The following is an 18,408-nucleotide window of genomic DNA, read 5'->3' as shown; positions in this document are numbered from 1 at the left end:
ATTTTAAATACTCATTCAAAACAATGAAAGATAAAACTGATAATAATTCAAGGTCCTTAAAATGGGAACAAAATGGGGAATTAGCCCATAAAGATTTATCGGAACTAATAGAAAGGTTAAAGAATGTGGAGAGTGAGCATACATCTTCTGAGTTATCTCGATTAGGTACAAAATCAAACATAAAAGATTAAATTTGTAACTTAGATCTTGTTTTTATAAAAATTTGTACCAAATTAGAATTACAGAATATGAAATAAATGTCAAAAAGATTTCCTGAGTGGGTAAACACAGAGGTGGTAATTAAAGCAATCAAAATGAGAGAGGAAGGAATGCTTTCAAAACAACTTAATTTATGGATAGAAAACCTATTAGAAATCGAAAAAAAGTAAGTATTTAGGAAAAACTACTAATAATTCTTATGGCTGCCATTGCTGCACCGTAACCATTATCTATGTTCATAACCGTTATACCTGGAGAACAACTCGATAACATACTATTTAAAGCACTTTCTCCATTCTTGCTAACTCCATATCCGACAGATACAGGTACTGCGATTATCGGTTGCGCCAACAATCCTCCAATAACAGTTGCCAAAGCACCTTCCATTCCAGCAAAAACTATCAAAACATCATATTTATTAATTTCTTCTAACTGACTGATTAATCTGTGAAGTCCTGCTACTCCAACATCTATAAAAGATTGACAATTAATTCCATAAATTTCTAGAGCTAATTGAGCTTCAAGAGTTATTGGCAAATCACTCGAACCTCCTGAAATCAAGGCAACTTTTTTATCTGTATTTAGTTTATTCTGATTTTTCCCAATAATTAGGCATTTTGCTTCTTCATAGAATCGTGCATCATCATACAAATCCAAAAGATATTTAGCTTTTTCACTATTAATCCTAGTTATAAAAACAACCTCATTTTTACTTAATACAATCTCAGATAATCTTTTTAATTGGTCGATACTTTTGTCTTGACCCCAAATTGCTTCAATGAGTCCAAGCCTATCCCTTCTTTGGAAATCAAACTTTATATCAAAATTCATCCTTGCTTATCTAATTCTCCCTCATAAATTAATTCAAAAGGGTTTTCGCCTACATTTAGAGCAGCCTTAACATTATCTTCAAATTTTTGTTGAACTACATTTACTTCTGACATTGGTATGCTTTTCCATAATTTCTTACTTTTCCAAGTTACCAATATTAAAGCTTCTTCTTTATCTTTGTCCCAAAATAATTGTCTTCCCCAAAAACCATCTTGAGAAGATAACCATGGCTCCCATATTTCTTTTTCAGCGTTTAACCAAGCTGTTTTTATATCGGCAGGTACTTTAATTCTTAATTCCTCTATGACCATTTCACTTTGATAATTATCCATTGTAAGAGCTTTTAAATTGGGCATATCAGTTTGAAAAATTAAAACTACTAAGCAAATTAATAATAAACAAAATCTTTGAAATTTTTTTTTCAAATTTAAATTAAATCTCATTTTTTCTCAAGTAGAACTACTGAATGGCAACTTATACCCTCTTCTCTCCCTTCTGGACCCAATTTTTCATTCGTGGTTGCTTTAATCCCAATTAAATTTTCATCAATATTTAAGATCTCAGAAATATTTTTTTTCATTAATTTTATATATGGCATAATTTTTGGCCTTTCAGCAACAAGAACACTATCAATATTATTTATTTCCCAACCATCTTTTCTTATCATGTCAATTACTTTTGATAACAAAAACAAGCTATCAGCATTTTTCCATTTTTCATCAGATGGGGGGAAATACTTTCCTATGTCGCCCAGCGAAAGTGCTCCTAATAATGCATCCATTATTGAGTGGCTTAAAACATCAGCATCACTATGACCATCCAATCCTAGATTTTTAGGATGATGCAATTTTACACCTCCAATAATTAAATCTCTACCCTCTACTAGTCTATGTATATCATATCCATTACCAATACGAAATTTTGGAGAAGATTTAGTCATAGCAAAGGTTTACAACCACCTAATAACAATATATAACTACTTTGCAATTCTAACCTTATCATAGATAACTTGTCATTTTACCAGTCTTGATAGGCATTAAGTTAATTTCGAAAAATGAAAAATTTGATGAGAATTGTGTCATAGAAAATTTAAGTTAGTCAAATTTTGTGATGACTTAAAGAATTTTAGAAAATAAATATTCTGAGATATTTTTACTTAGCTTATTATTACTAAAGAATCAATATAGAATATTCTTTAAAACAAATTAATTTATTTATTATTAAGAACTATAGTACCTATAGAGGCAGAATTCTCCATAAACATATACAAGATATTATTTTTATATTTTAAATCCCTTATTCTTTCATTAACAGCAAACTCGTTTAAATTCTTTATCATTTTATTTTTATCCAATTCGAAAAAATATAATTTATTGGCTTTTAATGAACTAACAACATATTTATTTTGTTTTAATTTTACTATCTCCGAGATTCCAATTGATGGGACAAATGATTTTAATGGTTCAATAAAACCATAATTAAGATGTGATTTATGTAATGGATACTTTTTATATTTATCTAAGTTTTTATCAACCTTACCTCCATAATGTTCCCCAGCTGATGCGATTGGCCATCCATAATTCTGAATCGTTCCTTTTTTTATTTTTGAAACTTCTATTAAATTAATTTCATCACCGCCCTGAGGTCCATGTTCAGTTTCAAGAATAAAATTATTTTGTTTATCAAAAAATAATCCTTGAGGATTACGATGGCCCATCGATATTATCTTGTATGTTTTATCAACATTGTTAATCAGTAAAACTTTACCATTTATGCTTTCTTTATTTTGCGCTAGATGCCTTGCCCTATAGTCTCCTATAGTAAGTAAAATTTGATTATCACTCATTGGAAAAATTCTTCCACCAGATTGACGAGCTTCAAACTCTTGATCTAAATTTCTAGAGCTATGTACACATTCTTTTGGCGAAAATAATCTTTCAAATTTAATTTTTTTATAATTAACATCTGCATATAGAAGACTTGTATTCCAACAATCTTCCTTTATTTCCTCGGTATAAGAAACATAAATTTTACCATTATTAATAAGTAAATCTTTAATTGAGAATTTGTAAGATTTTTCAAATTGTTTCAAACCTATATAATCATCAATATTATTTTTTATTTGCTTAAAGTTATTATTATCCAAATTCGAATTAAAAGCTAAAAGACCTCTTGAAGAGAGGACGAATAGGTTATTTTTTTCAAAATCTATATAGCCACTTCCAGCGAAAAGTTTACTTATGCCTGTGTAGAATCCAGAAGTTAACTTATACTTTTTAAGAATTTTATTATTAGATAACTCTACAGTTTTTTTCTTTAAGGTAGTATCTGTGAGACTTTCTTTTTTATTTATTTCTTTTTCAAATAAAAATGGAGTGACATATTTTACAAAATTATTTTTTATAAAGTTTCTTAAAGTTATTCTATATATATTCTCTACATTATTTTGCTTTAATATGAAATAACTTGATACGGTTAGCAAACTAGCAAAAAGAATTAAAAACTTTAATCTAAGAAGTTTTTTCATATAAATTGATAATTTTAATAATAAAATTTAGTAACCAGATTCTAATAAACCTTTTTAAAGATTGTTCATGTAGGGAAATTCAATATTTTTTATATGTTTTAAACAATCAATTAGTAAAAGGTTTGCTTGATAATGACATTCTTCATAAATAATTTTTATTTAATTTTTTAGAAAATTATTTAATCTTTATCAATTAGGTCTCTTCTTCTTTTTTCTGTTCTTATTATCATTTGCTCTTTACGCCATAATTTTATTTCCTCATGATTACCACTAAGTAAAATATCAGGTACTTTCATTCCGTTAAAAAGTGATGGTCGAGTATATTGAGGATATTCAATTAAGTCAGAGTTGTGACTCTCATTAAGCAAAGAATCTGGGTCTCCAAGAGTTCCTGGGAGAAGTCTAGTTAAGCCATTAATTATTGAAATCGCTGGAATTTCTCCACCTGTCAATACAAAATCGCCCAATGAAACCTCTTCATCTGCCAAGCATCTAATTCTCTCATCAAACCCTTCATATTGACCACAAATAATTATTATTTGATTCAAAGTTGACCATCTTGCAAGATCCTTTTGCTTTAAGACTTTACCCTGTGGCGTCATCAACAAAGTTTTACTATTAGGTAATTTTCTAATTGATCCATATGCTTTATAGATAGGTTCAGGTTTGAGTACCATACCTGCTCCTCCTCCATAAGGCTTATCATCTACTTGTCTGTAAGAACCTTCACCATATTTTCTTAAATCATGTAAATTTACATCTATCAAATTTTTATCTAGAGCTCTTGTTATGACCCCTAAATTATTTATTAATTCAAAAGCTTTTGGGAACAATGTAATTACATCAAAATTAAAACTACTCATCTAGAAATCTTCCTCATAGCCAAACTCAATTAACCTTGATTCTTTTTTTCTCCAATTTGGCACAACTTTAACAAATAACTCTAGGTGAACTGGAGAACCAATCAATTTAGACATATTTATTCTTGCTGACTGACCAATGATTTTCAACATTGAACCTTTTTTTCCAATAAGAATTCCTTTTTGAGTAGTTCTTTCAACAATAATGTTAGCCAAAATAGCTGTAAAATTTTTGCCATTTTTTCTTTTTATTTCCTCTTTCTTCTCTATCTTTACTGCAACACTATGAGGAACTTCTTCTCTTGTATTTATTAATACCTGTTCTCTTACTAAATCAGATAATAAGTTATCTAATGGTTGGTCGCAAATTGTCTCTTCGCTATAAAGTTTTGGTCCCTCTGGAAGCAAATTAAGTGCCATATCGACTAGTTCAGAACATCCTTCTCCTTGAGAAGCACTTACAATTTGAAAGTTTCTATTAATTCCAAAAAATCTTCTATATTGATCTAATCGCAAATTCCTAAATTCTTTATTAACCAAATCCCACTTATTTAATGCAACAATAAACTCTGTTTTATTTGCAATCAGAAAGTTCAAAATATATTCATCACCTCTACCAGGTTCTTCACTTGAATCAAGTACAAAAATTACCATATCAACACCATTAATTGCGTATTTTGCGTTTTTTACAAGTATCTCTCCAAGTTTGTGCCGTGGTTTATGAACACCTGGAGTATCAACAAAAATTATTTGCCCATTTTTTGTAGTAAGTATTCCTTTTAATTTATTTCTAGTAGTTTGTGCTACTGGAGAAGTAATTGTTATTTTTTCTCCAATCAATTTATTTATCAAAGTAGATTTACCGACATTTGGCCTCCCTAGTAAAGTTACAAACCCAGATCTATAATTGGCCAAAGACTTTTAATGCATCAATAATAAAATTCTGATCAAAAATGGAGAAAAAAACCATAAATTTAAAAGAAGCTTCATTCACGCAAGCAATAAACATATCCGCACAATGGTGCAAAGAGTGGGGTGAAGATTTACTCAGCGAAGAAGTTTTAGCAGATAGAATCGCAGAGTTAATTAAAACAAGAAATGGACTCCGAGGATTTTTCGCCTACGCTTTATCAGACAAAGATTGTTATTTGTTAGATAAACTTCCTTTTTCACTAATTTACAAACTGAACGAAGGTGGTGATACTGTAACAGACGTAATAGTAAAAAATTTAATAATGAGTTCCGCTCAAATTATTATTCATCGAAGAGATAATAATCATGAATATGAGATAATATCAGGAAATATTTCAGATAGATGTAAGGCTATTTTGAGACTACTAGAAAGTAAGTCAGTTACGAAGTCTGTCAATCTAGTCCTAAGAGACTTAGATAATATGGGAAATAGTTTTGATAATTCATTAAAATATGATTCAGAACAAAAGGAATTTATAAAAAAACAAATTCTTGATATCGCACAATAAAAAAGCGTAGAAACAAATCTACGCTTTCTAATTAGACATTTAAATTATTTGTCTAATCTCTTCTTCCACCGCCTTGAAGTGCAATCATTAGTCTCAATATGAAAACAAAAAGATTTATATAAGTTAGATACATACCTAAAGCCCCTGCAAGGTATTGATCATCGTTATATCTTCTTGGCATTGTGTAAAAATCAACGAAAGACATTGCAACAAACAAGACAGTTCCAAATCCTGCAATTATCAATTCGAGTCCTGAACCTCCAAAAACTCCTGGAGCAAAGAATCCTCCAATTAATTGAACAAACATTGCTATAAGCAGTCCTATCAACCCAAGACCAACTACACCACTTAGTGCTTGACCAACACTATCACTCATTCTTTGGCCAGTGTAAGAGGCAATAACGAAAGTTATACCTGTAGCTAAGGCAGCTGTTCCAACAGAACCAATACCAATTGTTCCTATTGCTAAAGCAACTATTCCACTTAATGTGAATCCAGTTAACAAGCTAAAGCCTGTTAATAAAGGTAAAGCCTTACCATTATTTGCATTATTTGCAGCATTTGTAGCTATAAAAAACAAGATCAATTCTGCAATTAATGCAACTATTGAAAGAGGCTGGAAAAGCCCAGGATTTGTTGCTATGAGGGAGACACCTGCTAAAACGCCTAAAGAGGTTAGGACCATACCTCCACCTACATAAGGTAAAGCTTTTTGAACAACATTAGGTCCAACAATTGAACTAGTTTGTGCTTCACGAATAGCTTGATTGAAATTACTACTTGCTGGCATTTTCTTTATTAAATATGATCTTATTCTACTCGATTTTTAAAATTTCAGGGTACGGATCACCAGAGTTACAAATTTATTGATAAGCCTCAATAATTTTCTGAACTAAAGGATGACGAACTACATCTTCAATAGTTAAATAACAAAATTTAATACCTTCAGTTTCAGAAAAAATTCTCGATGCTTCGATGAGTCCACTTTCCTGATCTTTTTTTAAATCAATTTGTGTAATATCTCCGTTTACAACCATTTTTGATCTCTCTCCTAATCTGGTCAAAAACATTCTCATTTGAGAACAAGTTGTATTTTGTGCTTCATCTAGGATAACCATTGAGTTATCTAAGGTTCTGCCTCTCATAAATGCTAAAGGAGCAACTTCAATAATTCCCTTATCAATTAACGAATTTGTTCTCTCAGAACCAAAAATACTATGTAAAGAATCAAATAGAGGTCTTAAATATGGATCTACTTTTTGTTGCAAATCACCAGGTAGAAATCCCAAACTTTCCCCAGCTTCTACAGCTGGTCTGGTTAGAACAATTTTTTCAATTTTTTTTTCGTTCAATAGTCGTGCCGCACAAACAGTTGCTAAAAATGTCTTACCAGTTCCAGCTGGGCCTATTGCGAATGTAAGATCAAAGTTTTCAATTGATTCAACATATTCTTTTTGCCTTATAGTTCTTGGTCTTAAATATCTTCCTTCTTTGGAACGCGCTAGAATTTTTTTTCCAAGTTCAGCATGTGAAGACGATTCGCCCATATTTAAAGAACTTAAAGCCGCTTTAAGATCTACCTCTGGGACTTCTAACCCTTGTTCCCAAATTGGTCTTGTTAGTTCTACTAATGCTGAGGCTCTCTCAATTTTAGATATGACCCCGTTCATCTCTAGTTGTAAGCCTCTTATAGTTAAAGAAACTCCTGTAAGAGATTCAAATTTTTTTAAGAAAGAATTACCAGGTCCTGATAATGCTGTAGCAGCATCAGAGCTTGGCAAATCTATTGTGAAGTGACCAGTTTCGGAAACTTCCTTCATCTAGTTATTAAATAAGAATAAAAATTTATCAAATCACTAGCTTTCAGCTTCATTACTCTTGCTTTCAGCTTTAGTACTATCATTTTCTTCCTCTTTAGTTTTAGTCTTAGCTAATTTTTCCTTCTCTAACTTTGCTTTACCAATTGCGATAGAGGGCCTTTCTGTTTTTTCTAATAACCCTCCCTTTTCTAATAAAGTTCTCACAACATCAGTTGGCTGAGCACCCTGAGTAAGTCTTGTTCTTAAAGCTTCTGTGTCAAGCCTCGTTTCCTTAGTTCTTGGGTTATAAAAACCTAGTTCCTCTAAAGGTCTACCATCTCTTCTGGAAGTACTATTGCACGCAACAATTCTGAAACTTGCCTCTTTTTTCTTCCCAAAGCGCTTAAGGCGCAGTTTAATCATCTTAAATTAATCAGTTTTTATAATAATATCACTCAAAGGGAAAAATTTAGAAATTATAAATCAGCAAAACCTTTTTTCTTCTTATTATTTTTTTGTTTTTTTATTGGTTTATTACCACTCATTCCTCCCATTCCTGGCATTCCTCCCATTCCTGGCATGCCTCCCATTCCTGGCATTCCTCCCATTCCTGGCATGCCTCCCATTCCTGGCATTCCTCCCATTCCTGGCATTCCTCCGTTAGACATTTGTTTCATGAACCCTCTCATTCTTTGAAAATCAGCTAAGACTTTATCTACATCTTTTGCTTCATAACCGCTACCCCTAGCGATTCTTTGTCTTCTTGAGGGCTGAGCGGCAAGAACTTCCGGTTTTTGCTTCTCCTCAAGAGTCATTGAAGAGATCATAGATTCTATTTTCTTAAGTTGATCTTCTCCATCTTTTATCATCCCATCATCGATTTTATTCATTCCAGGAATTAATTTAATCAATCCACCTAGTGATCCCATCCTTTTAATTAATCTCATTTGCTTCACAAAATCATTAAAATCAAAAGTCGCTTCTTGAAGTTTCTTTTGCATTGCTTCAGCATCAGCGAGTTCAACTTCTTTTTGGGCTTTTTCAACAAGTGTTAATACATCACCCATACCCAAAATTCTGCTAGCCATTCTCTCTGGATGAAATGGTTGCAATGCCTCTATTTTTTCTCCTACACCTATAAATTTGATTGGTTTACCACTTATTTTTCTTATTGATAAAGCAGCCCCACCTCTTGAGTCTCCATCTAACTTAGTTAATATTGCTCCTGAAATTCCTACTTTTTCATGAAATGATTTTGTCAAGTCAGCAGCTTCTTGCCCAATCATAGAATCAACAACAAGTAAAACTTCATCAGGGTTAGAAACTTCTTTTATTCGAACCATTTCACTCATCATGGAATCATCAATTTGCAATCTTCCTGCGGTGTCAATAATTATCGAATTAAAGTCATTTTCACTGGCAAAATTCAATGCATCCTTTGCTATCTCTTCTGGTTTTCTTTTTTTTTCTTTAGCTGAAAAAACTTCCAAATCATATTGACTTCCCAATGTTTTAAGCTGCTCTACAGCTGCTGGTCGATAAATATCTGCAGCAACCAAAAGAACTTTTTTACCTTTTTCCTTCAAATAAAGTCCTAATTTTCCTGTTGCAGTTGTTTTACCCGCACCCTGAAGTCCAGCCATTAAAATTACTGTAGAACTATTTTCATTTTCGTTTAACGGAGAATTTTCATTCCCCATAATGTTTATCAATTCCTTATTTACAACTTCTATAAATTTTTGACCTGGGTTTACACCCCTGACTACTTCTTCTCCAATAGCTTTATCTTTGACATCTGATATAAACTCTTTGACTACAGACAAACTAACATCCGCATCAAGTAGTGCTCTTTTTACCTCTTTCAAGGCATCATTGATATTATTTTCACTAATTTTTGCTTCGCCTCTTAAACCCTTTACTGCGTCTTCAAAGCGTGACGAGAGTTCATCAAACATTTTTAAAAAGGAATTTTAACTATTATAGATGATCTTGAAGTTTGTAATTATTTGTAATTACAAGCCACTAACGAAATCAACCAATTTCCATGATTTATTAGAAAATCCCAGAATATATTTAACTTTTAGAGGATTAAAAGAGGTTTCATTAACAAATTCTCCGGAATTCTTTACGATTTTCTCTGAATAATCTAATTCTGCTAAAACGACTATCCGAGAAGAGGTTTGTGATTCAAAATCTATCTTCAGTATTTGAGTATCAATTTTTTTAAAAATTGCTTTTTTAGTATCTTTTTGTCTTTCTTCGATTGTTCTATCAATTAAACCACTACTAACAATTTTGGAAAGATTAATTTCACTTTTTCCAGCTAAGTAATTACTTTTACTTAAAAGCCATACATTTAATAAATTTCTTATCTCTTCCAAAGATGGAGAAGGTTTAGTAAGTTCTTCATATTTAAGGGAATTTATTGAAGTAGGTTTTTGATTAATAGAATTCAGTTCATTTAAAGGTTTCTTTTTAATTTCATCAATAAAATCTTTTCCTCCAGGCTTTTGATTTTTATCCAAAGCTATTATGGATTTTTCTGATAAAGTTTCATTTTGAATTGATTTTTTAAGATTATTTCTGAGGAATCCAATCCCAATGCCAAAAGTAAATAAGATCAAAAACGCATATAAATAAATCAAATAAGGTGATCGACTAAGAAAGTCTTTATGTGTAAAAAATTCGCCAAGACTAAATTTAAATTCAGCAATTTTTTCAATTAAATATCTATAAATGACTATTGGTTTATCGTTAAGAATTTCATCATTAAATTTATTTTCTTGAAAATCAAGCTTTTCATATCCTTCTTTTATACCACCAGGCCAAGGCAATTTTCCTTCATTACAATTGTCTAATGTATTATCAAAACCCTCTATAACTTTTGTCATAGGATCCTTTTTAATCAGTTGATTTTGAAGGTTTGATTTGAAAGAGGTTTTATTTGATTTTATCTCTAATTTTTCAATAAATTCTTGAATTTCATTATCTTCAAACCAAGCATCTAAATCCACCTCCTTTGAATTAATATCTCTATAACCAACTAAAACATCATTCTCTAACCAATTTTTACAGAAAATACATATTGCCTCTAACTTATTTCCCTGATAATTATTAAGCCAATCTTTTAGGTTCTCATCAGAACTGCTAGAGAATCTTGCTGAGGCCTGATCAACATCTGCTAAAAGTAAGTCTAAACAACCCAAAAGGGGCATTGAATCAAGACCTGATACATTTAGTTTCTTTAAAATTTTCCTCGCCTCATATAATTTCTCAGGCTTTCTTCTTGAGAAGCCAATTGCAGTCAATGACAAAAATGCTAGAAATCCTGCTTCTGAGGATCCTCTTTTTTGTAATTCAATAAACAAATCTATCTGTTCTTGAACTGTCAAATATGGCTTTATTTGTTGAAAAAAAGCTTCAAATTCTGGCTGGTTTAAATAATTCTCATATTCAGATTTATTATTACCTTCCAAACCGCCTCTTTTGATTATTAAATTTTCCAACATACTTAGACCTTTTTTATGAGATTCCTGATCATTTAAATCCCTACTAAGTAGATCAAGAATTCTGTAGGGAAGTAGGGAAATCAAGTCCTCTTCAAGATCTTTCCTTATTTCACTAAGCTTTCCCATTCTTTGGAGAAGTTGTATGCCTTCATTTAAAAAATCTGCTGCGTTTGAATAGGATCTAAGCTGTTGTTCTTGAATTGCAGAATCTCTAGCTGATAAGGCAGCCAATAAAGTTAAATCAGCCTCTCTACTACTTCCTAAAGCTGGAGTTTGTGGTGGCTGTAAAGCTATTCTCGTGATTTTAAAAGCTTCTTTTGGGGAACCAGATTCCCAAAGAAGTATTAATGCAGCAACTTCTCTATTTGAAGGGAACTCAAGTCCAGATGCTCCATTTAGAAGCAAATTTTCATACTCTCTCCTCCTTTCTGGATCTGAAAGCAAATCAGCTGTGAGGCGAAGTAACTCAGATCTTTGGGTTAAAACTTCATAAGTAAAACCTTCATCAGGAGTTTTATCCAAACGCAATTGAAAAGCCCTTAATACTTCCTCAGGTGTTGCAGAGGGGCTTACGCCAATTAAACGAAAATGGTCTAAAGGAAGTTCCAAGCAATTATCCTATTGAAAATTCTTAGACAAATTTTATCAAGTTAAAAATTTTTTTCATAAGGTCTTACAGAGTTATTAAAAAAAATCATTAAAATTGCCCTTCACGGCTTAGAATGTTAACAAATCAAAACTTCATTAAGGTATTTTTCTTGGAAACACACGTAGAGAGAATCTCAAATCTTCAAGACACAAAAAAAGCCGAATTAAATCGAGAAACAGGGTTATTGCTATATGAAGACATGACACTTGGTCGAAGATTCGAAGATAAGTGTGCTGAAATGTACTACAGGGGAAAAATGTTTGGTTTTGTTCATTTATATAACGGACAAGAAGCAATTAGTACCGGAGTAATTGGTGCCATGAAAAAGAAACATGATTGGTTTTGTAGTACTTACCGCGATCATGTGCATGCACTTAGCGCAGGTGTTCCATCTTTTGAAGTAATGAGTGAACTTTTTGGAAAAGCTACAGGTTGTAGTAAGGGCCGAGGGGGGTCCATGCACCTATTTTCAAAAGAACATCACTTACTCGGAGGATATGCATTTATTGGGGAAGGAATTCCTGTGGCTTTAGGAGCAGCCTTTTCAAGTAAATACAAAAAAGAAGTTGCTGGTAATAATAGTAGTGATGCAGTTACTGCAGCATTCTTTGGAGATGGGACTTGCAATAATGGGCAGTTTTTTGAATGTTTAAATATGGCCCAACTATGGAAATTACCTATAATTTTTGTTGTTGAAAATAATAAATGGGCTATTGGTATGGCTCACGATAGAGCAACTAGTAATCCTGAAATATGGAGAAAAGCCTCCTCTTTTGGGATGCATGGAGAGGAAGTTGATGGAATGGATGTATTAGCAGTAAGAGGAGCGGCACAAAGAGCAATTGAGCGTGCTAGAGCTGGGGAAGGGCCCACACTTTTAGAATGTTTGACGTATAGATACAGAGGACATTCTCTTGCAGATCCAGATGAATTAAGATCAGAGAAAGAGAAGGAGTTTTGGGGTAAAAGGGATCCTATTAAAAAATTAGCGCAAGAAATTATTGACGGGAAGTTTGCAACTAAAGAAGAATTAAAAAGTATTGAAAAGAAAATAGATAGTGAGATCTCTGAATCCGTTAAAAATGCATTAGAGGCTCCCGAACCCCCTTCTGAAGAACTAACTAAATATATTTGGGCCGAAGATTAGATGCCACTGGGTAATTTTCTGGTTAAATTTCTTAATTTTCTTAATGCTTTTAACTCAACCTGTCTAACTCTTTCCCTAGATACTTCTAATAACCTCCCTATTTCTGCAAGTGTATGTCTTTCATTTCCATCTAGTCCAAATCTTAACTTAAGAACATGTTGTTCCTGTTCGCTTAAATGACTTAACCACTTCCCAAGTTGTTCTTGATGCATTTTCTGTTCAACTTGATCTAAAGGCTCTTCATTATTACTATCTGCTATTAAATCACCTAAAAAACTCCTGCCGTCATCACCATTAACTGGAGCATCTAGACTACTTGTAGATAAAGCTTGTCTTAAAACAGAATCTAACTCCTCTACATCAATTTCCATTGCTTCTGCAATTTCAATTCTGCTTGGCATAGCACCAAGTTTATGTGCCAAATCTCTACTAACTTTTCTTATAGATGCTAATCTTTCGCTTAAGTGAACTGGTAACCGAATCGTTCGTGACTGACAAGCAATTGCTCTTGTCATGCTTTGTCTGATCCACCAAAAAGCGTAAGTAGAAAATTTATATCCCCTTGTAGGATCAAATTTTTCAACAGCCCTTTCCAAACCAAGAGAGCCTTCTTGAACTAAATCAAGAAGTTCAAGTCCTTTTCCTTGGTACTTTTTTGCAACACTAACAACTAATCTTAAATTTGCTTTCATCATTCTTTCTTTAGCTCTTCTTCCAATTTTTATTGTTCTTTTTTGCTGGGGTGTGAATTCTTTATTCTTTTCATTCAATTGACCATCATCTGTAAGAATCATCATTTTCTGGACTTGATTACCAAGTTCGATCTCTTCAGCAGGTGTTAACAATGGGACTCTACCAATGTTCTGCAAGTACCAACTTATTGGATCGTTACCTCTTCTTTTTTGTGGCTCTGCTTGCGCTGGTATAGATGAAACCATTTTTTTTGACCTGATAAGGTATTAAAACTCTCCTACACTTTTATGAAAAGTGCCGAATATTTAATGCGCGCTTCAGATTTCACGTAATATTTGTATATTTATGTGTTTAAAACTATAAATAACTCTACTTAATTGTTTCTTTCAAGATATTTGTCTCATTTTCCTAAATCTCATTATTTTCGACAATTCATCACCAATTGCAGATGCATTAGATCCACTTTCACACTTTGATGCAGCGAATGAATGTATGAGTATATATTTTGCAAAAAAATCTGTCGTTATGTTTCTACAGCATGTCAAATCAATCGCAGAAGAGCCAGCTAAAAATCCAGATAAAAGATCACCCAATCCAGCTCTAGCTGTCTGAGAATCAGTCCCACAAATTTGCCATGCTTTTTTATTATCAGCAACTATGCTGTTAGCCCCTTTTAACAAAACACTAATTTTATATTCTTCTGCAGCTTGAAAAGCTCGTTCAATATTTGTCTCACATTTTATTTGCGGGAATAACCTTGAGAATTCTTTGCTATGAGGTGTTATCCATGTTTTAAATTTTCTCTCTAAAAAAAATTTTGATCCTAATTTAGATCCCGAAATCCTATTGAGTGCATCTGCATCCAAAATCAATAATCCTTCAAAATCAATAAAGAAGTCTATTGATTTTTGCCAATCATCATTATCAATTCCTATTCCTGGGCCGACAGCTAATGAGTCAAATACACTTAAATCAATATTCTTTAATGCACTGAATAATGATGCATTACCATTTTGATTACATTTCATAGTTCCCTTTAAAACTATTTCAGGAGCAACTTGCCAAATAGATTCACCAACTATCCCAGGCAGGACCGCAGAGATAAAGCCTGCTCCACTAGATATGGCCCCTTTTAATGCTAAGTATGCAGCACCAGGATATTTTTCACTTCCGGCTATTAGTAATGTTCTACCTCTTTTGTATTTATTGGAATTTTTTGGTAAAGAAGGTAAATCAATATTTTTTAAATCACTATAAGTAATCTTCAAAATCTTTTTCTCGACTTTGGATAATTTATTAGTAGGCACCCCAATATCTATGTGGTGCAATTCTCCAATAAAAGGCAAAGCAGAATCTTGGGTCAACCCAATCTTATGAAGACCAATAACCAAGGTATAGTCTGCCTTTACAGCGCTATCTAAAAAAGGCTCCCCTTTATCAGGACATAATCCTGTTGGAATATCAATACTTATTACCTTGCCATATTTGTTATAAAATTTTTGATTAAAAAGTTTAATTAATATATTATCTACTTTTCTTGTTTGATTATTACCAAAAACTGCATCAATCCAAAGTTCTTTCCCATTTGCATTAGGGGCCTCTACTAATTTTGTGACACCAATAGAGGTAAGATAATTAAGGTGGTTATTTGTTAATGTTTTTTTTATCGGGAATGGACACCATACCTGGACATTAAAACCTTTCAAAAAAAGCTCTCTAGCTATTACGGCACCATCACCACCATTATGCCCAGGGCCTATAAAAACAGTTATTCCATGCTTTAGAAGAGGTTTCTTTTTTAAGAGCCATCTACTAATTTGGATACCTGCTTTTTCCATCAATGCTTCTTGCGGCATTCCATCAGAAAACATTTCTTTCTCTAATTTAAGCATTTGCTTTGAATCAATAATTAAATGTTTTGAGTCAATTGTTGGCCATACAATTTCGTTCATAATTAGTACAAAGCAATTAAGGTACTGTTCAAAATTTAAACTTCTATGTTAAAGACACAAAAGGATAAAAAATTAGAGAACTGTTTTTCTAATAATAAAACTAAGAAGAAGAAAAATATTATTGTAGGTCTTTCTGGTGGCGTAGATAGTTCCCTCTCAGCTGCTCTTCTTGTAGAAAGAGGTTGGAATGTTGAGGGACTAACTCTTTGGCTAATGAAAGGACAAGGCTCCTGTTGTTCTGAAGGATTAGTAGATGCTGCTGGCCTTTGTGAAGATTTAGGAATTAATCATAAAATAATAGACTCAAGAGAAATTTTCGAAAGAGAGGTAATCAAGAAAACTACTGATAGCTATGAGAAAGGATTTACTCCACTTCCATGTTCGATGTGCAACAAGAATGTGAAGTTTGAAGAGATGCTTAATTACGCATTGAACAAAAAAGACTTTACTAATATTGCGACTGGACATTACGCAAGGATAAAAAAATCATCTTATGCTGAAACACTTGATTGCAAAAGCTTTGTATTTAAAGACTTTCTTCTTCTCAGAGGTGCTGATGAAAACAAAGACCAAAGTTATTTTCTTTATTCCCTTTCACAAGAAGTACTAAGCAGATTAGAATTTCCTCTTGGTGAAATGAAAAAAGAAGAAACAAGAAAGGAAGCTCTGAGATTAGGCCTTAGAACTGCTCAAAAACCAGAAAGTCAAGATTTATGTTTAGTTGAGCATTATGGATCAATGCAGAGATTCATCGACAAACACATTGAACCCAAAGAAGGTGAAATTGTTCATGTAAATGGGAAAATCCTTGGCATGCACAATGGTATTCAGCACTTTACAGTAGGTCAAAGAAAAGGTTTGGGCATCGCTTGGCCGGAGCCATTATATGTTAAAAGTTTGGATATGGTAAAAAACATTGTTTATGTAGCAGATAAAAGTGATTTATTTAATAATGAAGCAATAATTAGTGAGGTTAACTGGGTTTCAATAGAAGAGCCTAAACAAGAGATAGAAGTAGAAGCACAAATCAGATATAGAAGTCATCCAGTAAAAGGAACTTTAATTCCTTTGAAAAATCTTGAAAATCCAACTACAACATTTAAATTAATTTTTGAAGAAAGTCAAAGTTCGGTAACGCCTGGACAAGCTGCAGTTTTTTATAAAGGAGAAATTTTATTAGGTGGCGGATTAATTAATTAATTTTCCAAAAGAAATTTAATCCCAAAAAAAATATAAATAATAACAAAATAGGTTTATCTCCAAATTTTGTATAAAAGGTCTTGTCGGATGAAAAATTTGGGAAAACTACTTTGTTTTGCTCAACATTTAAATCTAGAAGTTGAATTATTTTTCCATCATCTTTAACTAAACCTGAAGGACCAGTGTTTGATGCAAGTAAATTATCTTTTTTATTTTCAATACTTCTCAATCTTGCCAAAGACAGGAATTGATTATAAAGCTTAGTTGGATAGGGATCTAAATTTGCTGTGGTTATTATTAGTTTTGCACCGTTATTAATTGCCTTTCTTATTTTTAATCCATCACTAATTTCATAACAAATAGCCACTGCTAGAGGTTGAGTAAATTTAGGATCAAAAAATCTTGAATCAGAGCCTGGTTGAATTCCTCCTACTGCAGATAATCCTCTTGAAAAACTTTCTAGAAATCTAGGTATTTTTTCACCTAATGGAACAAGTCTGTTTTTATCTATAAATGAGGTAAAAGATTTATCTCCAACTTGAAATCCGAGTAAAGAACTTCTTAACTCATTATTAGAGTTTCTGAAACCTCCTGCTAAGGTATTAATCTTAAAGCCTTTAGAAAAATAAAAATTATTATATAGGGTCCCTTCAGGAGCGACGAGAAGTTTTGCTTGATTAGCTAAAGCATATTTTTGAGCGATAGATTGTTTTTCTTTAATAAATTCATCATCTATTTTTAATTTTTCTCTAGTTGGTATATTAGTTTGCCAAATAGCTACTGGGTATTCATAATTTCTTTTAATTTGAGTTGTTAACCCCCCCAATAGATGTAATAAAAAAATAATAAAAAGTCCGAAAATAAATGTTTTTTTAAAATGATGTTTTCTTCTCCATTTACCGTGAATATAAAAAATCCAAAATCCAATCAATATTTGTAATACGCATAAACCGCTTGCACCAATCCATCTTGCTAAACCAGCAAGATAAAGATCACCTGGGATAAGACTCTCTCCTAAACCTATCCAAAAAAATGGTGTTTGAGAAAGTATCAATTCACCAATCCCCCAAGTTAAAGATAAAAAAAATACTTTTACTGTTAAAGATAATATTTTCATTTTGAAAACATCCTCTTTCCAGAGAATAATTTCAACTAACAATCCCCATAAATAAACTAATATCCCACCCAAAAAAGCGCAAAATAATAATATTGAAATGGCAATAATTAAACTTACAAGCCATGAAAACCCAAGCCATGTCAATGGATGAAGATCATATAACCATGAATGACTTATCAAAACGAAAAAAAACCCCCACCAAAAATTTGCTATTTTTCTCTCACTTCCCTCCCATAAAATAAATAAAGATATCGGCATAAAAAACAGCCAAAAATGAGTTGAAACAGAAATTCCTCCTAAAATCCCTCCTAAACAAGGGTAAAAATATTGTCTTAGACTTTTTATTTGAGTTGGGATTAGCAATCTAAAATTACGAAATTAAATTTATAATCACCCATTTATTGTACCTTTATTCTGTAAACTA

At 32.2% G+C, this 18,408-nt stretch carries 18 protein-coding genes; 4 read left to right on the top strand and 14 right to left on the bottom strand.

From position 1 onward, the window contains the following. The first annotated feature begins 23 nt into the window (after positions 1 to 23). Positions 24 to 191 (top strand): hypothetical protein, encoded by a 168-nt coding sequence (locus tag JJ842_07645; protein MBO6971782.1) that lies wholly within the window; start codon positions 24 to 26, stop codon positions 189 to 191. 202 nt (positions 192 to 393) lie between these two features. Here the strand turns inward: JJ842_07645 and larB are convergent, their stop codons facing one another. The 6 genes from larB to era form a co-directional block, all read right to left on the bottom strand. Beyond that, positions 394 to 1,050 carry a nickel pincer cofactor biosynthesis protein LarB gene (gene larB, locus JJ842_07640; GenBank protein MBO6971781.1) on the bottom strand — a complete coding sequence of 219 codons (657 nt, stop codon included), beginning with the start codon at positions 1,048 to 1,050 and terminating at the stop codon, positions 394 to 396. After that, positions 1,047 to 1,493, bottom strand: a complete 447-nt coding sequence (locus tag JJ842_07635) for a TIGR03792 family protein (GenBank protein MBO6971780.1) — start codon at positions 1,491 to 1,493, stop codon at positions 1,047 to 1,049. Before JJ842_07635 ends, larB begins: the two co-directional genes overlap by 4 nt. Further along, positions 1,490 to 1,990: a 2-C-methyl-D-erythritol 2,4-cyclodiphosphate synthase gene (locus tag JJ842_07630; protein ID MBO6971779.1), complete on the bottom strand. Its 501-nt coding sequence runs from the start codon at positions 1,988 to 1,990 to the stop codon at positions 1,490 to 1,492. The genes JJ842_07635 and JJ842_07630 overlap by 4 nt, the downstream gene beginning before the upstream one ends. 270 nt (positions 1,991 to 2,260) lie before the next feature. After that, positions 2,261 to 3,577, bottom strand: coding sequence for a PQQ-dependent sugar dehydrogenase (locus JJ842_07625; GenBank protein MBO6971778.1), 1,317 nt, complete (start codon positions 3,575 to 3,577; stop codon positions 2,261 to 2,263). A 179-nt stretch (positions 3,578 to 3,756) separates the two neighbouring features. Continuing rightward, positions 3,757 to 4,440 carry a tRNA (guanosine(37)-N1)-methyltransferase TrmD gene (trmD, locus tag JJ842_07620; GenBank protein MBO6971777.1) on the bottom strand — a complete coding sequence of 228 codons (684 nt, stop codon included), beginning with the start codon at positions 4,438 to 4,440 and terminating at the stop codon, positions 3,757 to 3,759. Beyond that, a complete protein-coding gene (gene era / locus JJ842_07615) occupies positions 4,441 to 5,352 on the bottom strand; it encodes a GTPase Era (GenBank protein ID MBO6971776.1) in 912 nt (303 codons plus the stop codon). Between the two features lie 38 nt (positions 5,353 to 5,390). On the opposite strand from era, the gene JJ842_07610 reads away from it, so the two are divergent. Next, positions 5,391 to 5,918, top strand: a complete 528-nt coding sequence (locus JJ842_07610) for a hypothetical protein (protein MBO6971775.1) — start codon at positions 5,391 to 5,393, stop codon at positions 5,916 to 5,918. A gap of 52 nt (positions 5,919 to 5,970) precedes the next feature. On the opposite strand, the gene JJ842_07605 is transcribed toward JJ842_07610, so the two are convergent. The 5 genes from JJ842_07605 to JJ842_07585 form a co-directional block, all read right to left on the bottom strand. Continuing rightward, positions 5,971 to 6,708, bottom strand: a complete 738-nt coding sequence (locus JJ842_07605; GenBank protein ID MBO6971774.1) for a US12 family protein — start codon at positions 6,706 to 6,708, stop codon at positions 5,971 to 5,973. Positions 6,709 to 6,781: 73 nt separating this feature from the next. Beyond that, on the bottom strand, positions 6,782 to 7,738 hold the full coding sequence (locus JJ842_07600; protein MBO6971773.1) for a PhoH family protein: 957 nt from the start codon (positions 7,736 to 7,738) through the stop codon (positions 6,782 to 6,784). 36 nt (positions 7,739 to 7,774) lie between these two features. Next, a complete protein-coding gene (gene rpsP / locus JJ842_07595) occupies positions 7,775 to 8,140 on the bottom strand; it encodes a 30S ribosomal protein S16 (protein MBO6971772.1) in 366 nt (121 codons plus the stop codon). Between the two features lie 53 nt (positions 8,141 to 8,193). Then, entirely contained in the window at positions 8,194 to 9,672 is a 1,479-nt protein-coding gene (gene ffh / locus JJ842_07590; protein MBO6971771.1) for a signal recognition particle protein, read from the bottom strand. 57 nt (positions 9,673 to 9,729) lie between these two features. Continuing rightward, on the bottom strand, positions 9,730 to 11,835 hold the full coding sequence (locus tag JJ842_07585; protein ID MBO6971770.1) for a DUF4101 domain-containing protein: 2,106 nt from the start codon (positions 11,833 to 11,835) through the stop codon (positions 9,730 to 9,732). Positions 11,836 to 11,948: 113 nt separating this feature from the next. Here JJ842_07585 and pdhA point away from each other — a divergent pair, with 113 nt between their 5' ends. Further along, a complete protein-coding gene (gene pdhA, locus JJ842_07580; GenBank protein MBO6971769.1) occupies positions 11,949 to 13,022 on the top strand; it encodes a pyruvate dehydrogenase (acetyl-transferring) E1 component subunit alpha in 1,074 nt (357 codons plus the stop codon). Here the strand turns inward: pdhA and JJ842_07575 are convergent. Both JJ842_07575 and JJ842_07570 read right to left on the bottom strand, forming a co-directional pair. Next, complete coding sequence (locus tag JJ842_07575) at positions 13,019 to 13,960, bottom strand: RpoD/SigA family RNA polymerase sigma factor (GenBank protein MBO6971768.1); 942 nt, start codon at positions 13,958 to 13,960, stop codon at positions 13,019 to 13,021. The two genes, pdhA and JJ842_07575, sit on opposite strands and share 4 nt — an antisense overlap. 141 nt (positions 13,961 to 14,101) lie before the next feature. Continuing rightward, on the bottom strand, positions 14,102 to 15,667 hold the full coding sequence (locus JJ842_07570) for an NAD(P)H-hydrate dehydratase (protein ID MBO6971767.1): 1,566 nt from the start codon (positions 15,665 to 15,667) through the stop codon (positions 14,102 to 14,104). Between the two features lie 45 nt (positions 15,668 to 15,712). Here JJ842_07570 and mnmA point away from each other — a divergent pair, with 45 nt between their 5' ends. Beyond that, on the top strand, positions 15,713 to 16,867 hold the full coding sequence (gene mnmA, locus JJ842_07565) for a tRNA 2-thiouridine(34) synthase MnmA (GenBank protein MBO6971766.1): 1,155 nt from the start codon (positions 15,713 to 15,715) through the stop codon (positions 16,865 to 16,867). Here mnmA and JJ842_07560 read toward each other — a convergent pair. Continuing rightward, positions 16,860 to 18,347 (bottom strand): acyltransferase, encoded by a 1,488-nt coding sequence (locus JJ842_07560; GenBank protein MBO6971765.1) that lies wholly within the window; start codon positions 18,345 to 18,347, stop codon positions 16,860 to 16,862. The genes mnmA and JJ842_07560 overlap by 8 nt on opposite strands. Positions 18,348 to 18,408: the final 61 nt, after the last annotated feature.

Origin of the sequence: Prochlorococcus marinus CUG1433 (assembly GCA_017644425.1) — a bacterium.
GTDB classification, from domain to species: domain Bacteria; phylum Cyanobacteriota; class Cyanobacteriia; order PCC-6307; family Cyanobiaceae; genus Prochlorococcus_A; species Prochlorococcus_A marinus_U.
This window is presented reverse-complemented; position numbering and strand designations above follow the sequence as displayed.